This window comes from Bradyrhizobium sp. CSS354, from assembly GCF_029051725.1.
Taxonomy (GTDB): Bacteria; Pseudomonadota; Alphaproteobacteria; order Rhizobiales; family Xanthobacteraceae; genus Bradyrhizobium.
Genome location: NZ_JAACFU010000023.1, coordinates 39,341 through 53,296, shown reverse-complemented (window position 1 = coordinate 53,296; position 13,956 = coordinate 39,341). Strand labels below are relative to the sequence as shown.

General features: G+C 65.2%; 13 protein-coding genes and 1 other RNA gene. 10 read left to right on the top strand and 4 right to left on the bottom strand.

Annotation, left to right across the window (positions count from 1 at the left end; genetic code table 11):
• Positions 1-67: 67 nt before the first annotated feature.
• A complete protein-coding gene (locus tag GWG67_RS34045) occupies positions 68-811 on the bottom strand; it encodes a sulfite exporter TauE/SafE family protein (protein ID WP_007600830.1) in 744 nt (247 codons plus the stop codon).
• A gap of 231 nt (positions 812-1,042) precedes the next feature.
• Between GWG67_RS34045 and GWG67_RS34040 the strand changes: the two genes are divergently transcribed.
• Entirely contained in the window at positions 1,043-1,297 is a 255-nt protein-coding gene (locus tag GWG67_RS34040; RefSeq protein WP_275173898.1) for a hypothetical protein, read from the top strand.
• 58 nt (positions 1,298-1,355) lie between these two features.
• Here the strand turns inward: GWG67_RS34040 and GWG67_RS34035 are convergent, their stop codons facing one another.
• The gene (locus tag GWG67_RS34035) at positions 1,356-2,726 is read right to left on the bottom strand and encodes a PLP-dependent aminotransferase family protein (RefSeq protein WP_275173896.1); all 1,371 of its coding nucleotides are present in this window, start codon (positions 2,724-2,726) and stop codon (positions 1,356-1,358) included.
• 79 nt (positions 2,727-2,805) lie between these two features.
• On the opposite strand from GWG67_RS34035, the gene GWG67_RS34030 reads away from it, so the two are divergent.
• A complete protein-coding gene (locus GWG67_RS34030) occupies positions 2,806-3,240 on the top strand; it encodes a DUF983 domain-containing protein (RefSeq protein WP_275173895.1) in 435 nt (144 codons plus the stop codon).
• Between the two features lie 72 nt (positions 3,241-3,312).
• Positions 3,313-4,026, top strand: coding sequence for an alpha/beta fold hydrolase (locus GWG67_RS34025; protein WP_275173894.1), 714 nt, complete (start codon positions 3,313-3,315; stop codon positions 4,024-4,026).
• 162 nt (positions 4,027-4,188) lie between these two features.
• On the opposite strand, the gene rnpB is transcribed toward GWG67_RS34025, so the two are convergent.
• Positions 4,189-4,615, bottom strand: an RNA gene (rnpB, locus tag GWG67_RS34020) — RNase P RNA component class A.
• Between the two features lie 149 nt (positions 4,616-4,764).
• On the opposite strand from rnpB, the gene GWG67_RS34015 reads away from it, so the two are divergent.
• Both GWG67_RS34015 and GWG67_RS34010 read left to right on the top strand, forming a co-directional pair.
• Complete coding sequence (locus GWG67_RS34015; protein ID WP_275173893.1) at positions 4,765-5,118, top strand: YciI family protein; 354 nt, start codon at positions 4,765-4,767, stop codon at positions 5,116-5,118.
• A gap of 22 nt (positions 5,119-5,140) precedes the next feature.
• The gene (locus tag GWG67_RS34010; protein ID WP_275173892.1) at positions 5,141-6,373 is read left to right on the top strand and encodes an RNA polymerase sigma factor; all 1,233 of its coding nucleotides are present in this window, start codon (positions 5,141-5,143) and stop codon (positions 6,371-6,373) included.
• A gap of 67 nt (positions 6,374-6,440) precedes the next feature.
• On the opposite strand, the gene GWG67_RS34005 is transcribed toward GWG67_RS34010, so the two are convergent.
• Positions 6,441-7,223, bottom strand: coding sequence for an N-acetylmuramoyl-L-alanine amidase (locus tag GWG67_RS34005; protein ID WP_275173891.1), 783 nt, complete (start codon positions 7,221-7,223; stop codon positions 6,441-6,443).
• 523 nt (positions 7,224-7,746) lie between these two features.
• On the opposite strand from GWG67_RS34005, the gene rsmH reads away from it, so the two are divergent.
• The 5 genes from rsmH (at position 7,747) to murF (ending at position 13,816) form a co-directional block, all read left to right on the top strand.
• Positions 7,747-8,736 (top strand): 16S rRNA (cytosine(1402)-N(4))-methyltransferase RsmH, encoded by a 990-nt coding sequence (rsmH, locus tag GWG67_RS34000; RefSeq protein ID WP_275173890.1) that lies wholly within the window; start codon positions 7,747-7,749, stop codon positions 8,734-8,736.
• A gap of 3 nt (positions 8,737-8,739) precedes the next feature.
• Entirely contained in the window at positions 8,740-9,132 is a 393-nt protein-coding gene (locus tag GWG67_RS33995; protein ID WP_027570696.1) for a hypothetical protein, read from the top strand.
• Entirely contained in the window at positions 9,129-10,883 is a 1,755-nt protein-coding gene (locus GWG67_RS33990; RefSeq protein WP_275173889.1) for a penicillin-binding protein 2, read from the top strand. The genes GWG67_RS33995 and GWG67_RS33990 overlap by 4 nt, the downstream gene beginning before the upstream one ends.
• Before the next feature lie 84 nt (positions 10,884-10,967).
• A complete protein-coding gene (locus GWG67_RS33985; protein ID WP_275173887.1) occupies positions 10,968-12,440 on the top strand; it encodes a UDP-N-acetylmuramoyl-L-alanyl-D-glutamate--2,6-diaminopimelate ligase in 1,473 nt (490 codons plus the stop codon).
• Complete coding sequence (murF, locus tag GWG67_RS33980; protein ID WP_275173886.1) at positions 12,437-13,816, top strand: UDP-N-acetylmuramoyl-tripeptide--D-alanyl-D-alanine ligase; 1,380 nt, start codon at positions 12,437-12,439, stop codon at positions 13,814-13,816. The genes GWG67_RS33985 and murF overlap by 4 nt, the downstream gene beginning before the upstream one ends.
• Positions 13,817-13,956 lie beyond the last annotated feature (140 nt).

The following is a 13,956-nucleotide window of genomic DNA, read 5'->3' as shown; positions in this document are numbered from 1 at the left end:
CGCTTGTCTACGTGCTTGGCGTCGGCGTTGCCGGCGGCACGGCGCTCGCCGCGAAGAAAAGACGGAGCTAGTGCGTGCCCAAACTGTTCCAGACCAGGCCGAGGCCCGACAGGAATAAGAGACCGAGCACGACATCGCCAAAATGCTTGTCACTCAGCGCGTGATAGACGCGCGCGCCGGCCCATGCGCCGATCAAGGTGCCCGGAAAGGCAACCACCGCGAGCCAGACCACCTTGAACGCGACGAGGCCCGAGGCCGTCTGCAACACCAAAGCGGTGGCGAGCACGGTGAAATTGAAGAGCTGGAAGATGCCGCGCCGCTCGTGCTTGTTCCAGCCGCGAATGTTCGCCCACAGGATCGGAAGCGGCCCCGACAATCCGGCGAGACCGCCAAGAATGCCGCCAGCGAAGCCGATCGCGCCGTCGGCGATGCGACCGCCGAACGTGATGGCGAGCGGCTTCTTGTTGAGGTACAGCGCGGTCGAGAAGATCAGCAGCAGCACGCCGACGCTCAGCTTGAACACTTTTGGATCGGCAGAGGCGACCAGCATGGTGCCCAAGGGCACGCCGATCAGTCCTCCAATCAGGAACGGCCAGACCAGCGAGAGATCAAAACTCTTCCACATCGACGGCAGCGTCGAGCTCTGCGCGATCACCGAGCAGATCAGCACCAGGGGCACCGCGAGCGAGGGCGGCAGCACGTAGAGCCAGATGCCGAGTGCCATCAGCGCCGTGCCGAATCCGGCAAGGCCCGAGACGAAGCCCCCGGCGAGTGCGCCGAGCAGCAGCAGCGCGTAGGTGAGTATTTCCAACAGATTGTCCCTGTTATCTGGACGATCCCGAACTGTTGATCGCCATCGCTCGCATAGCACAGCTGCGGCCGTGCAGGTCAATTTCAAAACCGCACGCAAGCGTGATCCTCAGCGGCGGGCGTTCGCGAAAGACAGGCCTACATGATGCTCGTACTTCAAACTGGGGGCCCGCTCGACGCCATCATGCGGTTCGATCGGCCAGTCTCCCGAATGAGCATATGGAGAAGGACGATGACTCGCAAGATTGCCGTCGCGGCCGCGCTAGTGTCGGCGGCGGCCTTGACGCCGACAATGGCGGAGGCCCAGTTTTCCGAGCCTGCGGCCTATCAGGCTGCCCATCCGGACCGCGACGTTCTGAATGGCGGCCAGCTCACGCCCGCCGCGCGCGGGGCTCTCGGCCAGCCGAGCGATGCCTACGCATCGCAGGCTTATCCATCGGCTGTTGCGCCAGTCGTGCGCTCGCGGCATCGCCGTCAGCATCGATAGGCATTTTTTGGGGCATGATCTTTTCGGAAAACCGCTGCACACTTTTCCGGATCATGCTCTAGACGATCTGTCTGGTGTCGGCGGGCCTGTGCAGCGCGTTGACCAGGATGCGGAGCGCTTCCGTCAATTCCGCCCTGTTGCGCGCCGCGCCAAGCGAGACGCGTGCCGCGTGTGGCGGCGTTCCGTCGACGGTGAAGGCCTCGCCGGCGACGACTGCAAGTCCATTCCGCAGCAGATGCGCCGCGACGTCGGGACGGCCCTCCGGCAGCCGTAGCCACAGATGGTGAGCGGCGGGCTTGGCCTGGAACTCGAAGCCTTTGAGTGCCCGTTGCGCGAGCTGCTGGCGGCCGATCGCCTCGCTCCTGATGGCGGTGATGATGCGGTCGGCGATGCCGGTCTCGATCCAATGCGTCACCAGCGCGACCATCAGCGGCGCCGGCATCTGCACCGTCGCTTGCAAATAATTGCGCATCTCCCGCTGCGAGGTGCTGTCGGGCGTCACCAGATAGGCAACCCGTAGCGCGGGCGCGATGCATTTTGACAGCGTGGTTGCGAGATATGTCCGTTCCGGAATGAGATTGGCGATCGGCGATGCCGAGCGATCGAGCAGCCCGTAGGCGTCGTCCTCGATCAGAACCGTATCGGAATCGTTGATGATTTTTGCGATGGCGCTGCGGCGCTCGGGCAGAAGCGTCGCGGTGGTGGGATTGTGCAGCGTCGGAATGAGATAGACCGCTTTCGGCTTGTGCGTGCGGCAAGCCTTTGCCAGCGCGTCGGGCAGGATGCCGCCGTCGTCCATGGCGACGCCGACGAGCTTGACGCCGAGCCGCGCGGCGGCGGCCCTGATGCCGGGAAAGGTGAGGGCCTCCGTCAGCACGATGTCGCCGGGCCGGGCGAGGTGGGCGAGCACATTGAACAGGATCGTCTGCGTGCCGGGAAAGATCACGAGCCTGTCGGCGTGCGCATGTGGCACACGTGTGCGCATCCAGCGCGCCGCGACCTCGCGCTCGTGGGCGCTGCCGCCCGGCGGCTGATAGTTGAGATGCGCCGTCAGGCCCGATTGCGCGCGGATGGCTTCCATCCCGGCGATGATGCGCTCGTCGAGCTGCGCTTCGAGTGGCTGCGGCGGCACGTTCATCGAGAGATCGATCGCGACGGGATGCGGCAGATCGACCGCGCGGCGCGCGCTGGTCTCCGACACGAACGAGCCCTGGCCGACCCGGGCCTCCATGATGCCGCGGCGCCGCGCTTCGGTGTAGGCGCGCGTCACCGTGGTGAGATCGATGCCGAGCGCCTTTGCCAGCGCCCGCTGCGTCGGCAGTTGCTGGCCGCGCACCAGCCGGCCGGCGGCGATATCGGCCTCCATGGCCTCCACGATGCGCTGATAGCGCGGCCCGCTCAGCTCCGAGATTGTAGGGGTCCAATCCATGCAATTAACGTCCATATCCTTTGAATGTATGGATGCAAGATATTATTGTATGGATCGCAGAAAAGGAAGAGGTGGGGTCATGGCGACCGGTTCAGTCTCTCTGGCAAAGGCGATGTGGCGCGGTTTCTTGGGCAAATGCCCGAACTGCGGCGAAGGGCATGCGTTCGGCCGTTTCCTGAAGGTGGCTGATACCTGCGACCATTGCGGCGAGGAGCTGTTTCACCAGCGCGCCGACGATTTTCCGGCCTATCTCGTGATGGTCGTCGTCGGCCATCTCGTGGTCCCTGCAATCCTCGCGGTCGAAACCGCCTATGCGCCGGCCGTCTGGCTGCAACTGGCGGTGTGGCTGCCCGTGACCTTGTTCGCTTCGCTCGCGCTGCTGCAGCCGACCAAGGGTGCCATCGTCGGGCTGCAATGGCAGATCGGCATGCACGGTTTTGAGGCGGGCAAGCTGCGGCGCGAAGCTGGTCAGGGTGCACCCGTCCTCGTGAAGGTGAACACGCGCGCGGCTTAAAGAGCCGTAGCGTTTACATCGCGCGGTCGGCCGCTAAACTCCATCGTACAAACAAGAACGATGGAAACGCTGATGGCCGTACGCTCAAAAACCTTCCTGCTTTGTCACGGTGCGTGGTCCGGCGGGTGGGCCTGGAAGAAGATGCATCCGCTGCTGGCGCAGGCCGGCCATCGCTTCATTGCGCCGACCTATACCGGGCTCGGCGAGCGCGCCCATCTGGCCAGCCCCGCGATCGATCTCGACACGCACATCCAGGACATTCTCAACGTCATCAGGTTCGAGGACCTCGAGGACATCGTGCTGCTCGGTCACAGCTATGGCGGCATGGTCGCCACCGGCGTCGCCGATCGCGCGCGCGAGCGGGTGACGCAATTGATCTATCTCGACGCCTTCGTGCCGCGTGACGGCCAATCGCTGTTCGATCTCCACGAGGGCGGGCGCGAGCCGATGCGCAAGGCAGCAAGCTCAGGCGACGGCTACCGCATCCCGCCGAACCCGCCGCCGCCGGACACGCCGCAGGCCGATCTCGACTGGCTCAACGCGCGCCGGATCAACATGCCGATCAAATGTTTCGAGACGAAGCTGAAGCTCGAACATGGCGAGCCGAAAGTGCCGCGCAGCTACATCTATTGCACGCGCATTCCGCCGGGCGACGTGTTCGGGCAGTTTGCGAAGCGCACGAAGAGCGAGGATGGCTGGCGTTATGTCGAGCTCGACGCCAGCCACGCGCCGAACGTGACAGCGCCGGACGCGCTGATGGGCGTGTTGCAAGAGATCGTCGGCTAATCCTCTACTGTCATTCCCGGGCTCGCGAAGCGAGAGCCCGGAATCCATTCATCACCCATACTGCGGCCCAATGGATTCCGGGCTCGTGCTGCGCACGCCCCGGAATGACGGCGCCAAATGGTGAGGGGCTCGATGCGGTTAGCATCGAACCCCTCGTTGCAAGATATCAGCCGGCCTGTAAGCCGGGTTCTGTAGGGCACCGTCCGCTTGCGCGAACGATACGTGACGGCCATTCCTCTGGGACCATGTTTGCACATGGCCTCGAGCAACCTACCCGGACGGCGGGCCTGACATCGCCCCGCGGCGTTATCGCTTTCGCGAACAGCCCGCTACGCCGTCCCTATTCGGTTTTGCTCCCGGTGGAGTTTACCATGCCGGCTCCGTTGCCGCAGCCGCGGTGCGCTCTTACCGCACCTTTTCACCCTTACCCTGCGAAGCCCGAAGGCGAAGCAGGGCGGTTCGTTCTCTGTGGCACTTTCCCTGGGGTCGCCCCCGCCGGACGTTATCCGGCACCGTATGTCAAGGGAGCCCGGACTTTCCTCCCCGGCGGCCTTTCGGCACTTGCCGGAGCGGCCGTCCGGCCGACTGACGGCTTACGCATGAAGCATTTGTGTCGGTTCCGCAAGCCGATATCGCCATGCACGGTTCGCCCGAAATAATTTATCCTGAAGATGTCGTTGGGCGCGTGCCCCGTTCGACTGGATGTCGGCGATCCAGCCGTGCAACAGGAGTTAGGCGATGCAATATTTGCTGATGATCTACCAGAACGAAGCCGAGTACGCGAATATGCGTCCGGCTGCCGGCCAGCAGATGACGGCGGAATATCAGACCTTCACGCAAGGCATCATTCAGAGCGGCAATTTCAAGGCCGGCGACCGGCTGCAGCCGACCACGACCGCGACGACGGTCCGCGTGCGCGACGGCAAGACGCTGACGACCGACGGCCCGTTTGCCGAAACGCGCGAGCAGCTCGGGGGTTATTACCTCGTGGAGGCCAAGGATCTCGATGCTGCGATCGAGATCGCGGCGCGGATTCCGTCGGCACGTATCGGTTCGATCGAGGTGCGGCCGATCTGGGTCTACGACAAGTGATGGCGCAGCCGCGCATCGGGGCATGACGCTGTCCGAGATCGACAAGGTCTTCCGCGACGAGGCGGGGCGGGCGCTGGCCACGCTGATCCGCCTCGTCGGCGATTTCGATCTCGCCGAGGACGCGCTTCAGGACGCCTTTGCGGTGGCACTGGAGCGCTGGCCGGTGTGCGAGGTCCCCGACAATCCGCGTGCGTGGCTGGTCAATGTCGCCAAGCACAAGGCCATCGACCGTATCAGGCGCCAGGCCGTCTTCCGCGGCAAGGAGCAGGCGCTCGTGCACGAGCTCGAGCTGAACGCGCAAGCGCCCAACGAGCCGCCGGCAATGCTCGACGACGATATGCTGCGGCTGATCTTCACCTGCTGCCATCCTGCATTTGCGCCCGAAGTCCAGGTCGCGCTGACGCTGCGCACCGTCTGCGGGCTCTCCACGGCGCAGGTCGCGCGCGCCTTCCTGGTCAGCGAAGAGGCGATGGGGCAGCGTCTCGTCCGCGCCAAGCAAAAGATAAGGCTCGCCGGCATTCCCTATGAGGTCCCCGAGCGCGACACGCTGGTGCCGCGGCTCGATGGTGTGCTTGCCGTGATCTATCTCGTCTTCACCGAAGGCTATGTGGCGACGTCCGGTGCGGATTTGATGCGACCCGATCTTGCGGCCGAGGCGATCCGGCTTGGCCGTTTGCTCGACCGGCTGCTACCCGATCGCGCGGGGATCAAGGGCCTGCTGGCGCTGATGCTGCTGCACGATGCGCGCCGCGCAGGGCGCCAGACCGCCGCCGGCGACATCGTGCTGCTGGAAGAGCAGGATCGTTCGCGGTGGCACCGTACACAGATCGAGGAGGGGCTGCGTCTCGTGGACGACGCACTGCGCGTGCCCGGTCGGCCGCAGCCTTATGCAGTGCAAGCCGCGATCGCCGCGCTGCATGCGCGCGCGCCGAGCTATGAGCAGACAGACTGGCCGCAGATCGCCAGTCTCTACGAGGTGCTATTGCGCATCAACCCGTCGCCAGTGGTTGAGCTCAACCACGCGGCGGCAGTGTCGATGGTCGATGGTCCCGCACGTGCGCTCGATCTCGTGGATGCGACCGCCGCACGCGGTGGGCTTCATGGTTACGAACTGTTGCCAGCAGTGCGGGCGGATTTGTTGCGGCGGCTCGGCCGGAGTGAGGAGGCGCGCGAGGCCTATCGCGCGGCGACGGAGGCGACGCAGTTGGAGCCGCTGCGAAGGCTGTACGCGCGAAGGATGAGGGAGATGGAGTAGTCGCCCCGCACTTCGTCATTGCGAGGAGCACTTGCGACGAAGCAATGAGGGGGTGTGGCTGTCGCCGTCACTTCGTCGCGATGGTCGTTGTCTCCTGAGGGAGACTCCCCAACAGCGCCTGCAAGGTCGACAGCGTCGAGTGATCCGCGACCCCATCCAGTCGGGCCGGGCGGAAATGGCGCTGGAACGCGGTGACGACTTCCATGGTCGCGGCGTCGTATTTGCCGGTGAGGGGAACGCCGTAGCCGTATCTGGCGAGCGCCTGCTGCAGGCTCAGCACCTCGTCGCTGATGGTGCCGAGCATCAGGCTCTCGCCGCGCACGACCGGCGCGGGCGTGACCCAGTGGCCGACGCCGGAATTGGCCAGCGAATGCCACGGAAATTTCTCGCCGGGATCTTTCTTGCGTGCGGGCGCCACGTCGGAATGGCCGAGCACCCGGTGCGCGGGCACCTTGCGGCGGAGCATGATGCCGCGGCACAGCGCGATCACGGCGGCGATCTGGCGCAGCGGAAACTCCGGATAGCCCCAGTCGTGGCCGCGATTGACGATCTCGATCCCGATCGAGCAGGAGTTGATGTCGTCCTCGCCGGCCCAGGACGAGACGCCGGCATGCCAGGCACGCCTGGCCTCCGGCACGCATTGCACGATGCGGCCGTCTTCCAGCACGACATAATGTGCCGACACCTCGGTGCCCGCGGAGCAGAGCCGCGCGAGCGCTCCTTCGACGTCGGGCATGCCGGTGTAGTGCAGCACGATCATATCGGGCTGCCGGCCCTTGTTGCGGTCGCCATGGTTCGGTGAGGGGATGATGTCGGAGACGATCGAGGAATCCGGCTCGAACGTCCGCATGTTCGCGGCGGCCTTGGGAACCGGGAGAACACGTTGACGCTTCGAATCAGATCCAGACGGCGTGGACGAACCGGACGACATAAACAGCTCGAGACAGACAGAGAGTGGGCCAAGCCCTTCTCTTTACTATTCCTTTACCCTCGATCGCGCGCAATCCGGCGACGGGGTTAACGGATGCATTTTGGCGCATGTGTGTGGATGAAGCATCACCGCCGCGTCAGCCTTTCGACTTGTCGCGAGCCGATCAACGCTTTCTTAACGCTAAGGGCCGTTACTGAGAGATGAAGAGCCGACCCGCGTCCGGAGGCGGCCAAAGCGTATTTTGGCTCGAAATCCCATGGCTGCCCGACAAATTCCAAGGGGAATACTGGGTTGGTGGCCCGGGACGACCGGGCTCGGTAACTATGTTGGACGGGGGTTGGGTCGTGGAACCGCCGCGACGCGGAATCATTCGAGGCGTTATGAGCTTGTTCGTCCCCGATCTCACTTGGGAGTCCGGCGGGGCGATTGGCAGGCCTGGCGCATGAGCTCGGCTGCGCACATCCCCGTTCTTGGCCGTGAGGCCATCGACCACCTCGCCCCGCGCGAGGGCGGCCTTTATATCGACGCGACCTTTGGTGCCGGCGGCTACACTCGTGCGATTCTCGACGTGCCGGGAACCCGGGTGATTGCCGTTGACCGCGACCGTACTGCGATCACAGGCGGCGCAGAGCTGGTCGAACGCTCCGCGGGGCGGCTGACGCTCGTTGAAGATCGCTTCTCCAACCTCGCCGAAATCTGCGCGGCTCAAGGCGTCGATGGCGTCGACGGCGTCGTGATGGACGTCGGCGTGTCCTCGATGCAGCTCGACCAGGCCGGCCGCGGCTTCTCGTTCCGCCTCGATGGTCCGCTCGACATGCGGATGGGGCAGGCAGGCCCGACTGCGGCCGACATCGTCGCGCGCGCGTCAGAAGGCGATCTCGCCGACATCATCTATCTCCTCGGCGAAGAGCGGCAGTCGCGCCGGATCGCCCGCGCCATTGTCGCAGACCGTCAGGAGACGCCGTTCACCACCACGCGCGCGCTCGCCGATCTCGTCGGCAGGGTGGTTCGTTCCAAGCCTGGCGATATTCACCCGGCGACGCGGACGTTTCAGGCCCTGCGCATCTTCGTCAACGAAGAGCTCGAGGAGCTCCAGAGTGCGCTCATCGCCGCCGAGCGTGTGCTCAAGCCCGGCGGTCGCCTCGTGGTCGTCTCATTCCATTCGCTGGAAGACCGCATCGCCAAGAATTTCCTCGCCGATCGGTCCAAGACAGGTGGCGGCTCACGCCATTTGCCGGAAGTGTCGCAGGCGGTGCCGAGCTTCCAGCTTCTGACGCGGCGGCCGGTGATCGCAGGCGAGGACGAAGTCGCGCATAACCCGCGCGCGCGGTCGGCAAAACTCCGCGCCGCCGAGCGCACCTCGGCGCCTGCGCATGACGATCGCGAGCAATCGTCCTGGCCAAAACTCTCCGACGTCATGAGAGGTGGCTAGCGCATGCGCTTCATCCACCTCCTCGTCATCGGTGCGCTGATCTTCGCGGCGGCCCATGTCTACCGGATCAAGATGGACTCCACGGCGCGCACCGAAAAGGTGCTGCGGCTGCATGCGGAGATCCGCGAGCAGCGCGATGCGATCGCGGCGCTGCGCTCCGAATGGGCCAAGCTCGATGCGCCCCTGCGCTTGCAAGGCCTGTCCGACCGCCATCTGCAGCTCAAGCCGGTCAACGGCACGCAGTATGATTCACTGAAGAATTTGCCCGAGCGTCCGCCGCGGATGTTCAGGCCGGGCGAGCCCGATCCGATCGGCGCCATGCTCAATACCATCGAAGCCGCCAGCGATCCCGATAATGTGACGGGCTCCGTGCCTCAGCCCGAGGACAAGCCATGAGTGCCGTGACCCCGGCCAAGCCTGCAGAAAAGCGGACCGAGCCTTGGCGGCAGCGGCTGATCCGCAGCCTGCTTTACGGGCGCAATGTCGATCGCGCGGCCAAGGCGCGGGCGCGCGTCGGTCTGGCGATGCTCGCCTTCGGCGCGGTCTACGCTCTGATCGGCGGCCGGCTCGTGATGTTCGCGATCGGCGCCGACGCCCACGGCGCGCGCCGCGCCGCCTCGCAGGAGGTGGTCGCGACCGCGCGACCCGACATCGTCGATCGCAACGGCGCGATCCTCGCGACCGACGTCAAGGCGTCGAGTCTGTTCGGCGAGCCGCGCCGCATCATCGACAAGGATGAGGCGATCGAGCTTCTGACCGCCACCGTGCCCGACCTCGACGAGGCTGAGGTGCGCGAGCGCCTGAAGACGCGCAAGGGCTTCGTCTGGCTCAAGCGCGAGATTACGGCGAAGCAGCAGCAGGACATCCACAAGCTAGGCATTCCCGGCATCGGCTTCCTGCGCGAGAACAAGCGCGTCTATCCGACCGGCAACGAGGTCGCCCACCTCATCGGTCTCGTCAACATCGACAACCAGGGCATCGCCGGCATGGAGAAGTGGCTCGACAATCAAGGGCTGGCCGATCTCCACCGCGCGGGCTTTGCCACCGACCGGCTGCAAAAGCCGATCGAGCTCTCGGTCGATCTACGCGTCGAGCACGCACTGCGTGACGAGCTGCTGAAGGCCAAGGAGAAATATCACACCAAGGCCGCCTCCGGGATCGTCTCCAACGTCAAGACCGGCGAGATCGTGGCGATGGTCTCGCTTCCGGATTTCGACCCGAACAATCCGAAGGAAGCGCACGACCCCGACCGCATCAATCGCCTGACCACCGGCGTCTACGAGATGGGCTCGACCTTCAAGGCGTTTACGCTGGCGATGGCGCTCGATTCCGGCAAGATCAATTTGAACACATCGTGGGATGCACGCGGAAACCTGCACTACGGCAAGTTCACCATTCACGACAGCCATCCGCTCGGACGTTTCATCAACACCAAGGAAGTGTTCACTTTCTCGTCCAATATCGGCGCCGCGCGGATCGCGCTCGGGCAGGGCGTCGAGGCGCACAAGGCATTCCTCGCCAAGATGGGCCAGTTGACGCGACTGCGCACCGAACTGCCGGAGAGTGCGGCTCCGCTGATACCGCGCCGCTGGGGCGAGCTGAACACGGTGACCATCGCTTTCGGCCAGGGCATGTCAGTGGCGCCGCTGCAGGCGGTGATGGGCATCAACGCGCTGGTGAACGGCGGCTATCTGATTCCGCCGACTTTCATGAAGCGCAGCGAGTCCGAGGCGGCGGCGATGGCCAAGCGCGTCATCAGGACCGAGACCAGCGACAAGATGCGGTTCCTGATGCGGCTCAATGCCGAAATCGGCACCGCCAAGACCGCTGACGTCAAGGGTTACTACGTCGGCGGCAAGACCGGCACGTCCGAGAAGGTCATCAACGGCCGCTATGCCAAGAAGCGGGTGCTCAACTCCTTCACCGCGATCATGCCCTGCGACGATCCGAAATATCAGATCCTGATCATGCTGGACGAGCCCCAGGCGATTCCCGAAACAAAGGGTTTCATCACCTCGGGCTGGAACGCGGTGCCGACCGGCGGCAAGGTGATCGAGCGGATCGCCCCGCTTCTGGGCGTCGAACCGCGGTTCGACCTGCCGCCGTCCGAGCGCCTTATTCTTGCAGCATCCAGGACAACCCAGTAATCAACCGGGTGGGCCGTTGCCGCTGCTGAGTCGGGATTTCCCTGGAGATTCGGCGATCCGGTCCGGCATGTCGACTGGAAGACCATGAAGCTGCGCGACCTCCTCGATCAGGACGTTCAGGGTAATGATGCCGCAATTGAGCCCGCGGTCGCGGCGCTCGACGTGAGCGGCGTTGCCCTCGACAGCCGCGCGGTCAAGCCGGGTGATCTCTTCTTCGCACTTGCGGGCAGCAAGACCGACGGTGCGCGTTTCATCGATGCCGCGATTGCCGCAGGCGCGTTGGCGGTCGTCGGCGACCATGCGTCTGATGGCTGCAAGGTGCCGTTCATCACGGTCGCCAATCCGCGCCGCGCGCTGGCGCTCGCCGCGGCAAGATTCTACCCCGCGCAACCCGCGACCATTGCGGCGGTGACCGGCACCAGCGGCAAGACCTCGGTCGCCGCATTCACCCGCCAGATCTGGGAGCGGCTGGGGCACGCTTCCGCCAGCATCGGAACCATCGGCCTGGTCTCGCCGAAGCGTACCGTCTACGGCTCGCTGACGACGCCCGATCCGATCGCGCTGCACCGGCAACTCGACGAGATCGCGCGCGAGGGCGTCACGCATCTCGCCTTCGAGGCCTCCTCGCACGGGCTCGATCAGTATCGCCTCGACGGCGTGCGCGTGTCCGCCGGCGGCTTCACCAATCTCTCGCGCGACCACATGGACTACCATCCGACCGTCGCGCATTATCTCGCGGCCAAGCTCAGGCTGTTCCGCGAACTGGTGCCGCCGGGAGGCGCGGCCGTGATCTCCGCCGATCATGATTGCTCGGCGGAGGGAATCAGTGCTGCGAATTCGCGCGGCTTGCGCGTGATGGCGGTCGGTCGCAACGGCGACGGGGCAGGCGAGGGCATTCGTCTCGCGGGTGCGGAGGTCGAAGGCTTTTCGCAAGTGCTCGCGCTCGAACATCGCGGCAAGCAATATGCGATCCGGCTGCCGCTGGTCGGCGAATTCCAGATCGAGAATGCGCTGGTGTCGGCCGGTCTTGCGATCGGCACAGGCAGCGACGCCGCAGACGTGTTCGCGAGCCTCGAACGTCTCGAAGGCGCCAAGGGCCGGTTGGAGCGCGTCGGCGAGCGCAATGGCGCGCCGATCTTCGTCGATTACGCGCACAAGCCCGACGCGCTGGCCAAGGCGCTGCAGGCGTTGCGTCCCTACGCCAGGCGCAGGCTGGTCGTCGTGTTCGGCGCCGGTGGCGACCGCGATGCCGGCAAGCGTCCGATTATGGGCGAGATCGCGGCCGGCAACGCCGACGGAATCATCGTCACCGACGACAATCCTCGCAGCGAGAAACCGGAATCTATCCGCGCCGAAATCCTAGCCACTGCGAAGGGCGCCCGCGAAATCGGCGACCGCGCTGCGGCGATCCGTACTGCGATCGCGGAATTGGAAGATGGCGATGCGCTGCTCATCGCCGGCAAGGGCCACGAGACCGGGCAGATCGTCGGCGGAGAGGTTTTGCCCTTCAGTGATCACGAGGCGGTCGCCGCCGCACTAGCGTCGAGGATTGCATGAGCGCGCCCATATGGACGGTGGCCGAAGTGGCGCGCGCGCTGGGCGCTGCCGGATCGTTCCCGGATACGCCGATCGACTTCGTCACCCAGGACAGCCGGCTGGTGAAACCGGGCAGCCTGTTCGTGGCGCTGAGCGGCACGCCGAGCGGCGGCTTCATTTCGGCCTTCGCCAGCGCGCGCGACGGCTGGGAGTTCGCGGACAAGGCCGAAGCTTCCGGCGCGGTCGCGATGATCGTGCCGCACGAGATCGCGGGCATCCGCATTCCCCAGATCGTCGTCAAGGACACGCTGATCGACGGTCTCTGGAGCCTTGCGCGCGCGGCACGTGCGCGCTTCAACGGACCGGTGATCGGACTCACCGGCAGTGCTGGCAAGACCAGCACCAAGGAATTCCTTGCAGCCTACCCCAATGCCTATGCCAGCCCGTCGAGCTTCAACAATTTCTGGGGCGTGCCGCTGACGCTGTGCAATGCGCGGCCCGATGCCAGTCTCTGGGTCGTCGAGATGGGCATGAACCAGGCTGGCGAGATCGCGCGGCTCAGCGAACTGACGCGGCCGACAGTCGCGCTCGTCGTCAACGTCCAGCCGGTGCACCTGGAGAAGCTCGGCTCGCTTGAAGCCATCCGCCGCGAGAAGGTGTCGATTGCGCTCGGCCTGCCCCCGGAAGGCGTGCTGGTGCTGCCCGCCGGGATCAAGGCGCCGGACTGGAAGGGCAAGGTCATACGCTTCGGCGAGAAAGCCGAGGTGCACGAGGTCGCGCACGCGCCGCATGGCGACAGCTGGCAAGTCGTGGCCGCGCTCGGCAAGAAGGAGATCGCGTTCAGCCTGACGCCGGGCGCGCCGCACCGCGTCCAGAACGCGCTCGCCGCGCTCGCATCGATCCGTGCGGCCAACTTCGATGCGGCCACGCTTGCGATCAAGCTCGACCGCGTCGGCATCATGACCGGCCGTGGCGTCGAGCAGGCGGTCGGCGGCGTCACCGTGGTCGACGACAGCTTCAACGGCAATCCCGCCAGCGTGGCTGCCGCGCTGCAAAGCCTGCAGGCGCGCAACACGACCGGCGGCCGCCGCATCGCGGTGCTCGGCGACATGCTGGAGCTGGGCGATGGCGCGCCCGGCTATCACACCGACCTTGCCAGGCATCTCGACGGCATCGATGGCGTCTATTGTGTCGGGCCGCTGATGCGTCACCTGTTCGAGGTGCTTCCAGCCGGCAAGGGGCTCGGCTGGCACGACGACCCCGTCACGCTGAAGCCGGGCGAGGTCGCAAATCTGCTGAGGGCAGGCGATGTCGTGGTTGTCAAGGGCAGCAAGAAGATGTTCTGGGTCAACAAGTTTGTGCCGGGCCTAGTGGCCGCCTTGCAGGCAAGGGCGTAAACTGCTTGGAAGGCGCTGTTCCCGAATCCCACCGTTTCCGGCGCGAAGCCGTTCGTTTTCTTTAGAGGTCGCCCGACCCCATGATGAAGACCAGCGAATGCGCGTGAGGCAGGTTGACAAGGCCAAGATCAAGGCGCGTG

Bases quoted from the DNA above. Each gene is read 5' to 3' on its own strand.
- GWG67_RS34040 (WP_275173898.1), top strand. From the start codon at position 1,043: ATGACTCGCAAGATTGCCGTCGCGGCCGCGCTAGTGTCGGCGGCGGCC.
- GWG67_RS34035 (WP_275173896.1), bottom strand. From the start codon at position 2,726: ATGGATTGGACCCCTACAATCTCGGAGCTGAGCGGGCCGCGCTATCAG.
- GWG67_RS34030 (WP_275173895.1), top strand. From the start codon at position 2,806: ATGGCGACCGGTTCAGTCTCTCTGGCAAAGGCGATGTGGCGCGGTTTC.
- GWG67_RS34025 (WP_275173894.1), top strand. From the start codon at position 3,313: ATGGCCGTACGCTCAAAAACCTTCCTGCTTTGTCACGGTGCGTGGTCC.
- GWG67_RS34015 (WP_275173893.1), top strand. From the start codon at position 4,765: ATGCAATATTTGCTGATGATCTACCAGAACGAAGCCGAGTACGCGAAT.
- GWG67_RS34010 (WP_275173892.1), top strand. From the start codon at position 5,141: ATGACGCTGTCCGAGATCGACAAGGTCTTCCGCGACGAGGCGGGGCGG.
- GWG67_RS34005 (WP_275173891.1), bottom strand. From the start codon at position 7,223: ATGCGGACGTTCGAGCCGGATTCCTCGATCGTCTCCGACATCATCCCC.
- rsmH (WP_275173890.1), top strand. From the start codon at position 7,747: ATGAGCTCGGCTGCGCACATCCCCGTTCTTGGCCGTGAGGCCATCGAC.
- GWG67_RS33995 (WP_027570696.1), top strand. From the start codon at position 8,740: ATGCGCTTCATCCACCTCCTCGTCATCGGTGCGCTGATCTTCGCGGCG.
- GWG67_RS33990 (WP_275173889.1), top strand. From the start codon at position 9,129: ATGAGTGCCGTGACCCCGGCCAAGCCTGCAGAAAAGCGGACCGAGCCT.
- GWG67_RS33985 (WP_275173887.1), top strand. From the start codon at position 10,968: ATGAAGCTGCGCGACCTCCTCGATCAGGACGTTCAGGGTAATGATGCC.
- murF (WP_275173886.1), top strand. From the start codon at position 12,437: ATGAGCGCGCCCATATGGACGGTGGCCGAAGTGGCGCGCGCGCTGGGC.